The sequence below is a fragment of the uncultured Amaricoccus sp. genome, from assembly GCF_937858865.1.
Taxonomy (GTDB): domain Bacteria; phylum Pseudomonadota; class Alphaproteobacteria; order Rhodobacterales; family Rhodobacteraceae; genus Amaricoccus.
In genome coordinates, this window is the sequence record NZ_CALLYO010000225.1 from 1 (window position 1) to 14,484 (window position 14,484).

The following is a 14,484-nucleotide window of genomic DNA, read 5'->3' on the forward strand; positions in this document are numbered from 1 at the left end:
GGAGGCGCTCGCGGGCGTAGGCGGCGGCGAGCTGGTAGGCGCCGGCGGCCTGGGCGAGGCCCTGCATGCCGACCTGGGCGCGGGCCTCGTTCATCATGGTGAACATGGCCTTGAGCCCGGCGTTCTCCGGGCCGAGGAGCCAGCCGGTGGCGCCGTCGTAGTTCATCACGCAGGTGGCGTTGCCGTGGATGCCCATCTTCTCCTCGAGCTTGCCGACGGAGAGGGCGTTGCGCTCGCCGAGCGTGCCGTCGGGGTTCGGGAGGTACTTCGGCACGATGAAGAGCGAGATGCCCTTGACGCCGGCGGGAGCCTGCGGCGTGCGGGCGAGGACGAGGTGGACGATGTTCTCGGCGAGGTCGTGGTCGCCGGCGGAGATGAAGATCTTCTGGCCGGTGATGCGGTGGGTGCCGTCCGACTGCGGCTCGGCGCGGGTGCGCAGGAGGCCAAGGTCGGTGCCGGCGTGGGGCTCGGTGAGGTTCATGGTGCCCGTCCACTCGCAGGTGACGAGCTTCGGCAAGTAGGCGGCCTTCTGGGCGTCGGAGCCGTGGGCGTGGATGGCGGTATAGGCGCCGTGGGTGAGGCCGGAATACATGGCGAAGGCCATGTTGGCGGCGGAGTGCATCTCGCCCACGGCGGCGTGCAGCACGTAAGGCAGGCCCTGGCCGCCGTAGGCCGGGTCGCAGTCGATGCTGGTCCAGCCGCCCGCGCGCAGGAGCTCGAAGGCGCGGCGGAAGCCTTCGGGAGTGCGGACGGTGCCGTTCTCGAGGCGGCAGCCCTGGCGGTCGCCGGTGGCGTTCAAGGGAGCGAGGACGTCGCGGGCGATCCGGCCGGCCTCGTCGAGGATGGCGGCGGTGAAGGCGCGGTCGAGGTCGGCGTAGCCTGGGAGGGGCGAGTCGTGGACGGCCAGGACGTCGTGCAGCACGAAGGCCATGTCGTCGAGGGGCGGGGTGTAGGCGGCCATGCGGGTCCTCGTTACTCGGCCTCGCGCTGGGCGAGGAGCGTGTCGGTCCGGGCGAGCTGGTCCTTCAGGTCGGCGATGGCGGCGTCGAGTTCGGCGCGCTGGGCCTCCATGGCGGCGAGGCGCTCGAGGGCGAGGGCGCGGGTGCGCATGATCTGCGTCGCCTGGCTGTCGCCGAGGTCGTAGAGGTCGAGCAGCTGGCGGATATCCTCGAGCGAGAAGCCGAAGCGCTTGCCCTGCAGGATGAGCTTCAGCCGGGCGCGGCAGCGGCGGGTGAAGAGGCGCCGCGTGCCGGTGCGGAGCGGGGCGACGAGCTCCTTCGCCTCGTAGAAGCGCAGGGTGCGCGGCGTGACCCCGAAGGTCTCGCACATCTGCCCGATCGTCATGAGGTCGTCGGTCGCGAGGGATTCCGTCTGCGCCATCGTGCCCCGGACCATGCCCGGCGCCGCGGGATTCGCGCAAGGCGAAAAGTTGACGTTTGCGTAAGGTTGACGCGACGTCACCGCCTGCGCCCGCGGGCGGGACTGCCCTGCGGGGTGAGTGTCCCGGCCAAGGCGACGGGCGGTCAGGGGCGGATGGCCGAGATGAGGCGGCCGTAGTCGGGCTCGCCGGCGTGGGTGGCGCGGCGGTAGGAGAAGAAGCGCTCGGGGTCGGAATAGGTGCAGGCGCCGATCCATTCCGCGTCGGCGACCCCGGCGGCACGCAGGCGGCCGAGAACGAAGCCGGGCAGGTCGAAGAGGAGGCGGTCGCCGCTGCCGGGGACGAAGTAGCGTTCGGAGCCGTCCTCCTCGGCGAGGAAGCGGTCGAGGAACTCGGGGCCGACCTCGTAGGCGCGCTGGCTGATCGTCGGGCCGACGGCGGCGCGGATCGCCGCGCGGCGGGCGCCGAGCCGCTCCATCGCGGCGAGGGTCGCTTCGATGACGCCGTCGGCGGCGCCGCGCCAGCCGGCATGGGCGGCGCCGGCCACCCGGGCCTCCGGGTCGTGCAGCAGGACCGGGGCGCAGTCGGCGGTCAGCACGCTGATGGCGACGGAGGGATCGGCGGTGACGGCGGCGTCGGCGCGCGGCCGCTCGCTGCCGGGCCAGCCCGCGGGGCCGGCGACGGCGACCTCGGTGCCGTGCACCTGGTGCAGCGAGAGGAGCCGCGCCGGGGCGACGCCGAGCGCCTCGGCGACGCGGGCGCGGTTGAGCGCCACCGCCTCGCGCTGGTCGGCGGAGCCGGGGCCGCAGTTGAGGCCGGCGTAGATGCCGGAGGAGGCGCCGCCGCGGCGGGTGAAGAAGCCGTGCCGGGCGCCGGCGAGAAGCGGGGAGGTCAGAATTTCCAGCGTCATCCATCAAATCCAGGCGGGGCCGGCGCCCCTGCGGGGAGGAGCGCCAGCGCCTGGAAGAGCGTTCCCATTTCGTCCGGGTGGGTCAAGCGGCGATGCGCGGCGGCGATCTGCGCCCGGGTCTCGGGCGGCCGCCCCCGCGCCAGGGCCTGCGCGCGGGTGGTGATGCCGAGCCGTTCGAGGAAGGGCCCCTGGCCGACCGGGCCGAAGGCGCGGGCGGGGCGGCCGGCCTCGGCCAGGGCGCGGAAGCGGACGTGGGCGGTGAGGTCGGCCTCGCCCGGCGCGGCCAGCGGGTCGGCGAAGGCGTGGCCGGCGACGGCCTGCAGCGTGTCGCCGTGGCCGTCCCAGGCGCCGTAGTCGACGACGAGCGCCGCGCCGCCCCCCAGGGCGATGCGGGCGCCGAGGTGGGCCGCGATCGCCTCGGACTGCGGGGAGGTCTCGGCGATGGCGCCGTCGGGAAGGTGCGGGAAGCGGGCGTCAAGGCCGGCGTCGGGGCGGGGGGCGCCCCAGAGGAAGCCGTCGGGCCCGACCAGGCGCTCGCGCCAGAGGCTCTCGGTGCGCTGGAACTGGCGGATGGGCAGGGCGTCGAAGAATTCGTTGGCGACGAGGAAGAGCGGCCCTCCGGGCAGGTCCTCGAGGCGGGCGGCGGAGCGGGCGCCGGGGAGGAGGGCGCGCTGCGCCGCGCCGAGCGTCGGGCTTCGCTCGACGAGCCAGAGCCGGGCCGCCTCGGTGAAGCCGGGCTGGACCGCGGCGGCGCGCAGGGCGTCGCGCATGAGCGTGCCGCGGCCGGGGCCGAGCTCGGCGAGGAGGAAGGGGCCGCCGCCCTGATTGACCCAGGCCTGCGCCAGCCAGAGGCCGAGGAGCTCGCCGAACATCTGGCTGATCTCGGGGGCGGTGGTGAAGTCGCCGCCGGCGCCGAGCGGATCGCGGGTGGCGTAGTAGCGATCGTTGCAGGCGGCCATCCAGGCGTCGAGCCGCAGCGGGCCCCGGGCCTCGATGCGGGTGCGGAGCGCGGCGGCGAAGCCCGTCACGCGTGCCGGCGGGAGCGGAGGAGGAGGATGGCGCCGGCCGCGAGCATCGGCAGCGAGAGGAGCTGGCCCATGGTGAGGCCGAGGAGGAGGTGGCCGTGCGGATTGTCCGGGGTGACGAACTGGGCGTCGGCCTGGCGGAAGGCTTCGAGCGCGATGCGGGAGAGGGAATAGCCGATCAGGAAGAGGCCGAAGACGCGGCCGGGGCGGGCCAGCGCGCCGGCGCGGATGGCGAGCGCGAGCAGGAGGAAGAGGGCGAGGCCCTCGAGGCCGGCCTCGTAGATCTGCGAGGGGTGGCGGGCGCAGGGAACGGGCCAGCCGGGCGGGCAGGCCTGGGCGGCCTCGCCGGGGAAGACGACGGCCCAGGGGGCGGTCGAGGGGCGGCCCCAGAGCTCGGCGTTGATGAAGTTGGCGATGCGGCCGAAGAAGAGGCCGATGGGCGCCGCGGCCGCGACGGCGTCACCGACGGAGAGGATGGGGAGACCGTTTCGGAGCGAGAAGCCTATGACGCCGGCGACGACGCCGAGGAAGCCGCCGTGGAAGGACATGCCGCCGCGCCAGACGGCGAGGATCTCGGCCGGGTTCTGGGCGAAGAAGGCGGGCTGGTAGAAGAGGACGTAGCCGAGGCGGCCGCCGAGGATGACGCCGAGGATCATCCAGGTGAGGAGGTCGTCGGACTGCTCCGGGCGCATCGGCGCCGTGCCGCCCCAGAGCGCCGGGCGGCGGCAGAGGAAGGCGACGTAGCGCCAGCCGATGAGGAGCCCGGCGATATAGGCGAGCGCGTACCAGCGGATGGCGAGCTCGATGCCGCCGAGGCGGAGCGAGAAGAGGACCGGGTCGATCTCGGGGAAGGGCAGGACGAGGGGCATGAGGCGCCCTCAATCGGAGGCGCCGGCGGCCCTGTCAAGCGTTGAACCACTGCCGTGCCTGTGCTGAAACGGGGCGCGTCTCAGGGAGGGCGGTGATGGAATACAGGTATCTCGGGCGGTCGGGGCTCCGGGTCTCGGCGATGACCATGGGGACGATGACCTTCGCGACCGGGGCGGGCTTCCAGGGCGTGGGCGCGGTCGGGCCGGCGGTGGCGCGCGAGCAGATCGCCTTCTGCCTCGACCGGGGGGTGAACCTCATCGACACCGCCAACGCCTATTCGCGCGGCGAATCCGAGACGATCATCGGCGAGGCGCTGGGCGGCAAGCGGCCGAACGACGTGCTCCTCTCCTCGAAGGTGCGCTTCCGCATGGACGAGGGGGCGAACGGCGAGGGGCTGTCGCGGCACCATATCATGCGGCAGGTCGAGGCGAGCCTGGGGCGGCTCCGGACCGACGTGATCGACATCCTCTACCTGCACGAGTGGGACGGATCGACGCCGCTCGAGGAGACGCTCGGGGCGCTGCACACGCTGGTCGAGCAGGGGAAGGTAAGGTATGCCGGCGCCTCGAACTATTCGGCCTGGCACCTGATGAAGGCGCTCGCCGTCGGCGAGGCGCGTGGGTTCCCGCGGCTCGTGACGCAGCAGATCCACTATACGCTCGAGGCGCGGGAGGCGGAGTACGAGCTGGTGCCGATCGCGGTCGCCGAGGGGGTCGGCATCCTGGTCTGGAGCCCGCTCGCCGGCGGGCTGCTCTCGGGCAAGTACGGGCCGGAGGCGCCCTCGGCGCGGCAGCTCGGCGGGCGGCACGAGCCGCCGATCCGCGACACCGCGCGGCTCTGGCGCATCGTCGAGGTGCTGAAGGAGGTCGCCGCGGCGCACGGGGTCTCGGGGGCGCAGGTGGCGCTCGCCTGGCTGCTGGGGCGGCCGGGGGTCGCGTCGCTGGTGATCGGCGGGCGGACGGAGGCGCAGTTCGGCGACTGCATCGCGGCGGCCGATCTGCTGCTCACGCCCGAGGAGCGGGCGCGGCTCGACGCGGTCAGCGCGCCGCCGTCGATCTATCCCTACTGGCACCAGAACCGCAGCGCGGCGGAGCGGTTCGGCCCGGCGGATTTCCGCGCCGAGGAGAAATAGCCCCCGGCCGCCCGCCGGCTGTGGCCCTTGGCAAGCCGGGCGGGCGTCGCCATATGCCCGGGGAACAGCCGAAGGAAACGCCCGAATGCAGACGAAAAACAAGGTCTTCGACGACTTTGCCCAGCTCATGTCGAACGCGCTGGGGGTGGCGCAGGGGGCGAAGGTCGAGGCGGAGACGGCGCTGAAGGCCCGGCTCGACCGCTGGCTCGCCGACCGCAACTTCGTGACCCGCGAGGAGTTCGACGCCGTGCGCGCCATGGCCGAGAAGGCGCGCGAGGAGAACGAGGCGCTGAAGGCGCGCCTCGAGACGCTGGAGAAGGCGAAGGGCTGACGGGCCCGACGAGCCTGCTAGCCGCTTCTAGCGACGCGCGCGACGAAGGCCGGGTCGGCTTCTATCGCCTTGAGCAGCAGTCGCGCTGCCGGGTCCGGCGACCGGCGTCCCTGTTCCCAGTTGTTCATGGTCGCGGCGGCGATGCCGAACATCGCCTCGAACTCCCTCGTCGACTTCGCCGCCTTCCTGCGGATCGCCTTGATCCGCGCCGGGGCCAGCGGGGCCACGTTGACGACTTCGAGCGCCGTCTCGCCACGCTTCCAGGCCAGGACTTCCCGGAGTCCCTCGGCGATGCCGTCGCCGAGGCTCTTGTCACCCATTCCTGATCTCCTCCATCAACTGCTTCAGCATCTTCTTCTGCGCGATCGTCATGTCTTCCCGGTCGGCCTTGGCATAGGCGAAGACGAGGGCCGCGGCATCGTCCGCCAGCATCAGGAAATAGACGGCGCGGCCGCCGCCGCGCTTGCCGCGACCCCCGAAGGCGAAGCGGAGCTTGCGCAAGCCGTCCAGCCCGGGGATCACGTCCCCCGCCAGCGGATTCGCGGCTATCGTCGCCCGGATCTCCGCGTCCTCGGCAGGGGTGACGCCCATCTTCCTGAGGGCTCGAGCGTAGGTTCGGGTTACGACGATCTCCACTCGCGCATAATTACGCCATTGGCGCAGTATGCGCAAGCGGAAAGCTGCGCCAATGGCGTAGTTCCGGTCGCTCGGGCCGTCGACTCTGCCTGTGGACCGCAGCTCCGAATCCCCGGCGCGAAAGAGTTGACGGACCGTTAACTCTGACGCGGAAATCTTCGCCGGTTCATGCGATATTTGCCTTTACAGGCATCCTCGGTTCGCCCACCATATGTGGTAGGTTGGCGGCGCCTGCCGTTGATCTGTTGTTAACCTCAACGCCCCCGCGGGGGGTGATGCCCCGGCGGGTGGCCAGAATGAGAGGCACCGGGCATGGGCATTGTCGAGCGCGATTTCGACTGCGAGGAGCTCCACCCCATCGACATCGTCGAGACCCTGGCCGAGGAGCGGTCCTGGGACTTCGACCGGATCGCCGACGACCAGATCGCCATGGCGATCGAGGGCAGCTGGCGGACCTATTCGGTGACGCTCGCCTGGTCCGCCCGTGACGAGACGCTGCGCCTGATCTGCGCCTTCGACATGGCGCCGCCGGCGAAACGGGTGGCGGCGCTGCACAAGGTCATGGGGCTCGCCAACGACAGGTGCTGGACCGGCGCCTTCGTGCTCTGGCGCGAGCAGAAGCTCGTCGGCTACCGCTACGGGCTGAACCTCGCCGGCGGGGCGCAGGCGAGCTCGGCGCAGATCAACGACATGGTGCGCGCGGCGGTCACCGCCTGCGAGCGCTTCTATCCAGCCTTCCAGATGGTCGCCTGGGGCGGCGAGACGCCCGAGAAGGCGCTTGGCATCGCCATGTCCGAGGCCTACGGTCGGGCCTGAAGACGGCGGCCCCCTTTCCGGCCGCCGGGAAGGGGGCGCTTGCAACTGTCGGATCTCTCCCGCCGCGGCCTGGTGCTGCTCGGCTGCGGCAAGATGGGGACGGCCCTCCTCGAGGGCTGGCTCGCCCGCGGGCTCGCGCCGGCCGCCGTCACCGTCCTCGAGCCGCGCCCGGCGCCGCGCCTCACGGCGCTGGCCGGCGAGGGGCTGCGGCTCAACGCCGATCTGCCCGAGGCGCCCGCGGTGGCGGTCCTGGCGGTCAAGCCGCAGATGATGGGCGAGGCGCTGCCCCGGCTCTCCGCGCTCGGGGCGAGCGGGACGCTCTTTCTCTCGATCGCCGCCGGCACGCCGATTGCGCGCCTGGAGGGGGCGCTGGGCGCCGGCTCGCGGGTGGTGCGGGCGATGCCGAACACGCCGGCCGCGGTCGGGCACGGCATCACGGCGCTGGTCGGCAACGCCGCCGCCGGCGCGGCGGGGATCGCGCTCGCCGAGGCGCTGATGCAGGCGGTCGGCGAGACCGTCCGCCTCGGGAGCGAGGCGGAGATGGACGCCGTCACCGCCGTCTCGGGCTCGGGCCCGGCCTATGTCTTCCTGCTGATCGAGGCGCTGGCGGCGGCGGGCGAGGCCGAGGGGCTCGACGCGGGTTTGGCGCTGCGGCTGGCCCGTGCTAGCGTGGCCGGTGCGGGGGCGCTGGCCGAATCTTCGGGGGCCGCCCCGGCGGAATTGCGCGTGAACGTGACGAGCCCCGGCGGCACGACCGCGGCGGCGCTCGCCGTTCTGATGGACGAGACGGGTGGATTGCCGGCGCTGATGCGCCGTGCCGTTACCGCCGCTGCTGCCCGCAGCAGGGAGCTCGGCGGCTGAGGTGTCGGCCCGCGGGGGCCTCTCAAGGAGGAGAAAGAACCGATGCTGGATCCCAAGACCTTCTCGTTCGACGTGGACAAGCTGAACGAGTTCTTCAAGCAGAACGACTTCAGCAAGTATCTCGCGAACCTGAAGATGCCGGGCATCGACGCCGACGCCCTGGTGAAGGCGCAGCAGAAGAACATGGAGGCCCTCGTCGAGGCCAACAAGGCGGCGGCCGCGGGCTACCAGGAGCTTTTCAAGAAGCAGGTCGGCATCTTCGAGGAGACGATGGCCGAGGCGCAGAAGCAGCTCAAGGCCTTCGACACCACCCAGATCGACGACCGCGCCAAGGCGCAGGGCGAACTCGCCAAGGCCGCCTTCGAGAAGGCGCTCGCCAACATGCAGGCCCTGGCCGAGAGCGCGCAGAAGGCGAACGCCGAGGCCTACGAGATCGTCTCGGCGCGGATCAAGGAGAGCATCTCCGAGCTGAAGGACATGGCCGGAAAGGTGGCCCGCAAGTAGCGCCCGCGCGCAACGAAGGGGCTTGCCCCCGCCGCGCCGGCGGGCTTGTCTCGGGGCTCCGCGAGAGGGGGCCCCGGGATGAGCGAGATCAGCTTCGACGATTTTCTCAAGGTCGACATCCGCGTGGGGCGCGTGCTCCGCGCGGAGCCCTTTCCCGAGGCGAGGAAGCCGGCGCTGAAGCTCTGGATCGACTTCGGCCCGGAGATCGGCACCCGCCAGTCCTCGGCACAGATCACCGTCCACTACGGCGTCGACGAACTGGTCGGCCGGCAGGTGCTCGCGGTGGTGAACTTCCCGCCGCGGCAGATCGGCCCCTTCCGCTCGGAGGTGCTGACGCTCGGGGTGGGTGATGCGGATGGCGCGGTGGTGCTGGTCGCGCCGGACCGCGAGGCGCCGATCGGCGCGCGGCTGCACTGAGACGGGGGGAGAGAGATGGCGCCGAAGCCCCGTGTCGTCGTGACCCGCCGCCTGCCCGAGGCGGTCGAGGCGCGCCTCGCTGCCGCCTTCGATGCGACGCTCAACCCCGAGGACCGGCCGCTGCCGCGGGAGGAGCTGACGCGGGCGATGCGCGAGGCCGACGGCGTTCTCGTCGCGGTCAACGACGCGGTGAACGCCGAGCTCCTCGCCACGCCGGGGCGGCGGGTGCGCATCGTCTCGAACTTCGGCGTGGGGGTGAACAACATCGACCTCGCCGCGGCGAAGGCGGCCGGGGTCGCGGTCGGCAACACGCCGGGCGTCCTGACCGACGCGACGGCCGACATCGCGCTGGCGCTGATCCTCGCCGCGACCCGGCGGATGAGCGAGACCGAGGCCATCCTGCGCGCCGGCGGCTGGGACGGCTTCCGCCCGACCGGCTGGCTCGGCATGGGGCTGCAGGGCAAGACGCTCGGCATCCTCGGCATGGGGCGGATCGGGGCGGCCACCGCGCGGCGGGCGGCGCTCGGCTTCGGGATGCGGATCGCCTACTTCAACCGTTCGCCCACGGGACCGTTCGACTTCCCCGCCGAGGCGCTGCCGACGGTCGAGGCCGTCCTCGCCGCGGCGGACGTCGTCTCGCTGCACGTGCCGGGGGGCGGGGCGAACCGCGGGCTCCTCTCGGCCGGGCGGATCGCCGGGATGAAGCGGGGGGCCTATCTCGTCAACACCGCGCGCGGCGACATCGTGGACGAGGCGGCGCTGGCCGCGGCGCTCGCGCGGGGGCATCTCGCCGGCGCCGGGCTCGACGTCTACGCCGAGGAGCCGAAGGTGCCCGAGGCGCTCTTGCGGCTGCCGAACGTGACGCTGCTGCCGCACATCGGCAGCGCGACGCTCGAGACGCGCACGGCGATGGGGATGCTGGCGGTCGACAACCTCGCCGCCTTCTTCGCCGGCGAGGAGATGCCGTCGCGGGTGGCCTGAGGGCGAGACTTCCAGCCAGGCCGCCCGGCCCAGCCACTCTCATCACGAGTTGTTCAGAGGCGCCGGGATTGACCCGTTGCCGCCGGCCGAGCAGCTTGTGCGGTGCAGCAAGCCATCGAGGGACAAATCCATGAACGCTTCCGCACTCGACGCCTGGGCGCCGCGCGTCCGCGGCATCCTGCGCATCGTCGCCGCGCTTCTCTTCATCGAGCACGGCACCCAGAAGCTCCTCGGCTTCCCCGCCTCGGAATTCTCCCCTGGCTTCATGTCGCTGCCCTGGATCGCCGGGCTGCTCGAGATCGTCGGCGGCGCGCTGCTGGTCGTCGGCCTCTTCACCCGGCCGGTCGCCTTCCTGCTCTCCGGGCAGATGGCGGTGGCCTACTGGATGGCGCATGCGCCGCAGAGCTTCTTCCCGGTGCTGAACGGCGGCGACGCGGCGATCCTCTTCTGCTTCGTCTTCCTCTATCTCGTCTTCGCCGGCCCGGGCTCCTGGAGCCTCGACGCGGCGCGCGCCGAGCGGAGGGCCTGAGGGCGAGCCTCGACAGGGGCGGCGCGAGACCCTAAGTCTCGCCCAGCCCCCGAGGAGGACCGCCATGACCCGCCTGCCCGCCGCCTTCGACGCCCGCGAGCCCGCCGCCGACGAGGCGCTCGGGCCGCTGCCCGAGTGGGACCTGGGCGACCTCTATCCCTCGCCGCAGGCGACCGAGCTTACCGCCGACATCGAGTGGCTGCGCGGCGAGTGCCTGGCCTTCGCCGGCGACCACGAGGGCAGGCTCGCGGCGCTCGACACCGCCGGGCTGCTGGCGGCGATCCGCCGCTACGAGCGGATCGAGACCGTCTCCGGGCGGATCATGAGCTATGCCGGCCTGCGCTACTACCAGAACACGACCGACCCGGTGCGGGCGAAGTTCTTCGGCGACATGCAGGCGGCGCTGACCGAGATCACCACGCCGCTCGTCTTCTTCACCCTCGAGCTCAACCGGATCGAGGACGCCGCGCTCGACGCGGTGGTGGCGGGCGACCCGGCGCTGCTGCGCTACAAGCCGCTCCTCGACCGCATCCGCAAGATGAAGCCCTACCAGCTCTCCGACGAGCTGGAGCGGTTCCTGCACGACCAGTCGGTGGTGGGGGCGGCGGCCTGGAACCGGCTTTTCGACGAGACGATGGCCGGGCTCGAGATCCCGGTCGGGGCCGAGACGCTGAGCCTCGAGGCGGCGCTCGACCGTCTCTCCGATCCCGACCGCGGCAAGCGCCAGGCGGCGGCGGAGGCGTTGGCTGCGACCTTCGCGGCGCGGCTGCCGCTCTTCGCGCGCATTACCAACACGCTCGCCAAGGAGAAGGAGATCGAGGACCGCTGGCGCAAGTTCCCGACGGCGCAGACCGCGCGGCACCTCTCGAACGACGTGGAGCCCGAGGTGGTCGAGGCGCTGAGGGACGCCGTGGTCGCCGCCTATCCGAAGCTCTCGCACCGCTACTACGCGCTGAAGGCGAAGTGGCTCGGCCTCGACAAGCTGCAGGTCTGGGACCGCAACGCGCCGCTGCCGAAGGAGGAGGACCGCAGGATCGGCTGGGAGGAGGCGAGAGCGACGGTCCTCGACGCCTACGCCGGCTTCGACCCGCGCATGGCCGACCTCGCCAGGCCCTTCTTCGAGCGCGGCTGGATCGACGCCGGCGTGAAGCCCGGCAAGGCGCCCGGCGCCTTCGCGCATCCGACCGTCGTCGACGTGCACCCCTACGTGCTCCTCAACTACCTCGGCAAGAGCCGCGACGTGATGACGCTGGCGCACGAGCTCGGCCACGGCGTGCACCAGCGGCTGGCAGCAGGGCAGGGCGAGCTCCTCGCCTCGACGCCCTTGACGCTGGCCGAGACGGCGAGCGTCTTCGGCGAGATGCTGACCTTCCGCAAGCTGCTCGCCCAGGCCAAGGACCAGGCGGCGCGCAAGATCCTCCTCGCCTCCAAGGTCGAGGACATGATCAACACCGTCGTGCGGCAGATCGCCTTCTACGACTTCGAGTGCCGGCTGCATGCGGCGCGGCGCGAGGGGGAGCTGACGCCGGACGACATCAACGCGATCTGGATGGCGGTGCAGGGCGAGAGCCTCGGGCCGGCCTTCGCGTTCATGCCGGGCTACGAGACCTTCTGGAGCTACATCCCGCACTTCATCCACTCGCCCTTCTACGTCTATGCCTATGCCTTCGGCGACGGCCTCGTGAACGCGCTCTACGCCGTCTACGAGGAGGGTCGCCCCGGCTTCCAGGAGAAGTACTTCGAGATGCTCGAGGCCGGCGGCTCGAAGCACCACAAGGATCTCCTGGCGCCGTTCGGCCTCGACGCCAGCGACCCGAAATTCTGGGACAAGGGGCTCGGCCTCATCGCCGCGATGATCGACGAGCTCGAGGCGATGGAGGACTGAGCAGGCCGATGCGGCGGGTGGCGGCAGCGGCGATCGGCGCGTTCCTCGCGGTGGCGTCGCCGGCGGAGGCCGAGGTGGTGTGCCGGCCGAACACCCTCGGCACGGTAAGCTGCCCCGCCGCGGAGCCGCGGCCGCTGGCGCGGCCGGGACCTGCGCCGACCCAGGCGCTCGACCGGGTGCGGGCGCGGGAGAAGCAGCCCGAAGGCGAGACCTTCATCCCCGCCCGCCGCACCAACCGCCTCGGCGGGACGGTGCTGCGCGAGGGCGGCGGGCCGGCCGGCACCTGCCGCCCCGACACCCTCGGCAACCTCCACTGCCGGTGAGGCTCGCACGACCTCCGGGTGATTGGCTCGGCCCCTCGCGCCCCTGCGCGTTTCGGCATTAACCTCTTAACCGACCGTCAAGGTCGTATGGCCGCTTTCCAGCCTCCTTCCAGCCGCATTCCAGTCCGCCCCCAAGCCGCTGTTAACACGACCGGAATTCCTGCCGGAGGCCGTATCACTCCACCCGCGTGATCCGCGGCTCGTCGCCCGGGGCATAGTCGGGATGGGCGGCCAGGAAGTCGGCCAGCACGTCCTCGAGGTTCGGCCCGTAGTCGTAGGCATTCGTCGCCTCGTCGCGCAGCGAGACATAGCCGTCACCGCCCGCGCGCATGAAGTTGTTGCTCGCCACCATGTAGACCTTGGCCGGATCGAGCGGCACCCAGGCCTCGCCCTCGCGCACCTCGACCGTCTTGATCCGGCTCATCGCCGGCGCCTCGGGGTCCCAGCTGAAGCGCAGGCCCGAGACCTGCGGAAAGCGCCCGGCGCCCTCCTCGACCTGGCTGACCCCGTTCTCGAGCGCGGCCACGATCGCCGAGCCGGGCAGGTTGAAGGTCGAGAGCGTGTTCTGGAACGGCAGCACCGCCAGCACGTCGCCCATGGTGACCGTGCCCCCGCCGATCGAGGCGCGCAGACCGCCGCCGTTCTGCAGCCCGATGGTGACGCCCTGCCCCTTCACCCGGTCAACGATGGCGTCCGCGACGAGGCTCCCCATGACGCATTCCTGCGCGCGGCAGGTCTCGCGGCTGCCGTCGATGCCGGCGGGGATCTCGGTGACGACGCGGGCCTTCAGCTCCTCGATCGGGCCGGCGAGCTCCGCGATGCGGGTGAGCGTGTCGGCGTCGGGCGTGACGCTCGCGTCGAGGAGCTGCGCGTCGCCGGTCGCGCCGGTGACGACGCCCGCATCGTCGAAGGTGAGCGTGAGGTGGCCGAGGTACTTCGAGTAGGCGCCGGCCTGCACGATCGGCACGCTCCGCCCGTCCGGCCCCTCGACCATCAGCGGATAGGCGAAGGGCGCCCCCTCGGCGGTGTTGGAGAAGAGCGTGTGGCTGTGGCCGCCGACGATGAGGTCGATCCCCGGCACGGCGGCGGCGATCTTCTGGTCCTCGACCTCGCCGAGGTGGCTGAGCAGGATGACCTTGTCGACCCCCTCCGCCGCGAGCGCCGCCACCTCGCCCCCGAGCCAGGCGACCGGATCGCGGAACGTCACCGTCGGGCCGGGCGAGGAAATCTCGGCCGTCTCCGGAGTGATGGCGGCGACGATGCCGACCTTCTCGCCGCCGAGGTCGAGCACGACATGGTCCTCGGCCAGCGGTGCGAGCAGGTTGTCGGCCGAGACGTCGGCATTGCCGGAGAGGACCGGGAACTCGGCCTTCTCGATGAATTTCGCCAGCGGCGCGGGACCGAGGTCGAACTCGTGGTTGCCGTAGACCATGGCGTCGATGCCGATGCGGTTCAGCATCTCGGCCTCGACCTCGCCGGAATAGGCGGTGAAGAAGAGCGAGCCCTGGAACGCGTCGCCCGCTTCGAGCACGACGATGGGCTCGCCCTTCGCCGCCGCCGCCTCGCGCAGCGCCTTCACCGCGGTCACCAGCCGCGCGGCGCCGCCGAAGCACTCCCCCGCCGCCTCGTCCTCGGTCGAGCAGGTCGAATCGAAGCCGTTGATCGATTCGATGCGGCTGTGGAAGTCGTTGAAGTGCGCGACCTGCAGCGTGAAGGCCTGCGCGGCGCCGGCCATGAGCGTCAGCGCGGCCGCGGCGGCCAGGGCTTTGCGGAACGGCATGGGCTGCGACCTCCTTGCGCCTGATCGGTGGCCGAGCATGGCAGGCGAAGGTCCCTCGGGGCAAGGGCGAGGCGCGTCACCTGCCCGTAACCTGCCCGTCACATGC

The 14,484-nt window shown here is 71.9% G+C and carries 18 protein-coding genes; 10 read left to right on the forward strand and 8 right to left on the reverse strand.

Going from position 1 to position 14,484, the window contains the following annotated elements; translation table 11 throughout:
* The 5 genes from Q0112_RS06040 to lgt all read right to left on the reverse strand — a co-directional run.
* Positions 1 to 961: acyl-CoA dehydrogenase family protein (locus Q0112_RS06040; RefSeq protein ID WP_297972746.1), on the reverse strand; the 961-nt coding region annotated here is incomplete at its 3' end.
* Positions 962 to 972: 11 nt separating this feature from the next.
* The gene (locus Q0112_RS06045; RefSeq protein WP_297972747.1) at positions 973 to 1,395 is read right to left on the reverse strand and encodes a MerR family DNA-binding transcriptional regulator; all 423 of its coding nucleotides are present in this window, start codon (positions 1,393 to 1,395) and stop codon (positions 973 to 975) included.
* A gap of 128 nt (positions 1,396 to 1,523) precedes the next feature.
* Complete coding sequence (pgeF, locus tag Q0112_RS06050; protein WP_297972748.1) at positions 1,524 to 2,288, reverse strand: peptidoglycan editing factor PgeF; 765 nt, start codon at positions 2,286 to 2,288, stop codon at positions 1,524 to 1,526.
* Positions 2,285 to 3,316 (reverse strand): SAM-dependent methyltransferase, encoded by a 1,032-nt coding sequence (locus Q0112_RS06055; RefSeq protein ID WP_297972749.1) that lies wholly within the window; start codon positions 3,314 to 3,316, stop codon positions 2,285 to 2,287. Before Q0112_RS06055 ends, pgeF begins: the two co-directional genes overlap by 4 nt.
* A complete protein-coding gene (gene lgt, locus Q0112_RS06060) occupies positions 3,313 to 4,182 on the reverse strand; it encodes a prolipoprotein diacylglyceryl transferase (RefSeq protein ID WP_297972750.1) in 870 nt (289 codons plus the stop codon). Before lgt ends, Q0112_RS06055 begins: the two co-directional genes overlap by 4 nt.
* 95 nt (positions 4,183 to 4,277) lie before the next feature.
* On the opposite strand from lgt, the gene Q0112_RS06065 reads away from it, so the two are divergent.
* Together Q0112_RS06065 and Q0112_RS06070 are read left to right on the forward strand one after the other, a co-directional pair.
* A complete protein-coding gene (locus Q0112_RS06065) occupies positions 4,278 to 5,315 on the forward strand; it encodes an aldo/keto reductase (protein ID WP_297972751.1) in 1,038 nt (345 codons plus the stop codon).
* Positions 5,316 to 5,400: 85 nt separating this feature from the next.
* On the forward strand, positions 5,401 to 5,646 hold the full coding sequence (locus Q0112_RS06070) for an accessory factor UbiK family protein (RefSeq protein WP_297972752.1): 246 nt from the start codon (positions 5,401 to 5,403) through the stop codon (positions 5,644 to 5,646).
* 17 nt (positions 5,647 to 5,663) lie between these two features.
* Here the strand turns inward: Q0112_RS06070 and Q0112_RS06075 are convergent, their stop codons facing one another.
* The gene (locus Q0112_RS06075; protein WP_297972753.1) at positions 5,664 to 5,966 is read right to left on the reverse strand and encodes a hypothetical protein; all 303 of its coding nucleotides are present in this window, start codon (positions 5,964 to 5,966) and stop codon (positions 5,664 to 5,666) included.
* Positions 5,959 to 6,282, reverse strand: coding sequence for a type II toxin-antitoxin system RelE/ParE family toxin (locus Q0112_RS06080; protein WP_297972754.1), 324 nt, complete (start codon positions 6,280 to 6,282; stop codon positions 5,959 to 5,961). The genes Q0112_RS06075 and Q0112_RS06080 overlap by 8 nt, the downstream gene beginning before the upstream one ends.
* A gap of 312 nt (positions 6,283 to 6,594) precedes the next feature.
* On the opposite strand from Q0112_RS06080, the gene Q0112_RS06085 reads away from it, so the two are divergent.
* The 8 genes from Q0112_RS06085 to Q0112_RS06120 all read left to right on the forward strand — a co-directional run bounded on the left by Q0112_RS06085 (position 6,595) and on the right by Q0112_RS06120 (position 12,598).
* A complete protein-coding gene (locus tag Q0112_RS06085; RefSeq protein ID WP_297972755.1) occupies positions 6,595 to 7,098 on the forward strand; it encodes a YbjN domain-containing protein in 504 nt (167 codons plus the stop codon).
* Between the two features lie 39 nt (positions 7,099 to 7,137).
* The gene (proC, locus tag Q0112_RS06090) at positions 7,138 to 7,959 is read left to right on the forward strand and encodes a pyrroline-5-carboxylate reductase (RefSeq protein ID WP_297972756.1); all 822 of its coding nucleotides are present in this window, start codon (positions 7,138 to 7,140) and stop codon (positions 7,957 to 7,959) included.
* 42 nt (positions 7,960 to 8,001) lie between these two features.
* On the forward strand, positions 8,002 to 8,463 hold the full coding sequence (locus Q0112_RS06095) for a phasin family protein (protein ID WP_297972757.1): 462 nt from the start codon (positions 8,002 to 8,004) through the stop codon (positions 8,461 to 8,463).
* 78 nt (positions 8,464 to 8,541) lie between these two features.
* Entirely contained in the window at positions 8,542 to 8,880 is a 339-nt protein-coding gene (locus Q0112_RS06100; RefSeq protein ID WP_297972758.1) for a tRNA-binding protein, read from the forward strand.
* A gap of 15 nt (positions 8,881 to 8,895) precedes the next feature.
* Complete coding sequence (locus Q0112_RS06105; RefSeq protein WP_297972759.1) at positions 8,896 to 9,861, forward strand: D-glycerate dehydrogenase; 966 nt, start codon at positions 8,896 to 8,898, stop codon at positions 9,859 to 9,861.
* Between the two features lie 130 nt (positions 9,862 to 9,991).
* Positions 9,992 to 10,390 (forward strand): DoxX family protein, encoded by a 399-nt coding sequence (locus Q0112_RS06110; RefSeq protein WP_297972760.1) that lies wholly within the window; start codon positions 9,992 to 9,994, stop codon positions 10,388 to 10,390.
* A 64-nt stretch (positions 10,391 to 10,454) separates the two neighbouring features.
* Entirely contained in the window at positions 10,455 to 12,275 is a 1,821-nt protein-coding gene (locus tag Q0112_RS06115) for a M3 family oligoendopeptidase (RefSeq protein WP_297972761.1), read from the forward strand.
* 8 nt (positions 12,276 to 12,283) lie between these two features.
* Positions 12,284 to 12,598, forward strand: a complete 315-nt coding sequence (locus Q0112_RS06120; protein WP_297972762.1) for a hypothetical protein — start codon at positions 12,284 to 12,286, stop codon at positions 12,596 to 12,598.
* A 175-nt stretch (positions 12,599 to 12,773) separates the two neighbouring features.
* On the opposite strand, the gene Q0112_RS06125 is transcribed toward Q0112_RS06120, so the two are convergent.
* Entirely contained in the window at positions 12,774 to 14,378 is a 1,605-nt protein-coding gene (locus Q0112_RS06125; protein ID WP_297972763.1) for a 5'-nucleotidase C-terminal domain-containing protein, read from the reverse strand.
* Positions 14,379 to 14,484 lie beyond the last annotated feature (106 nt).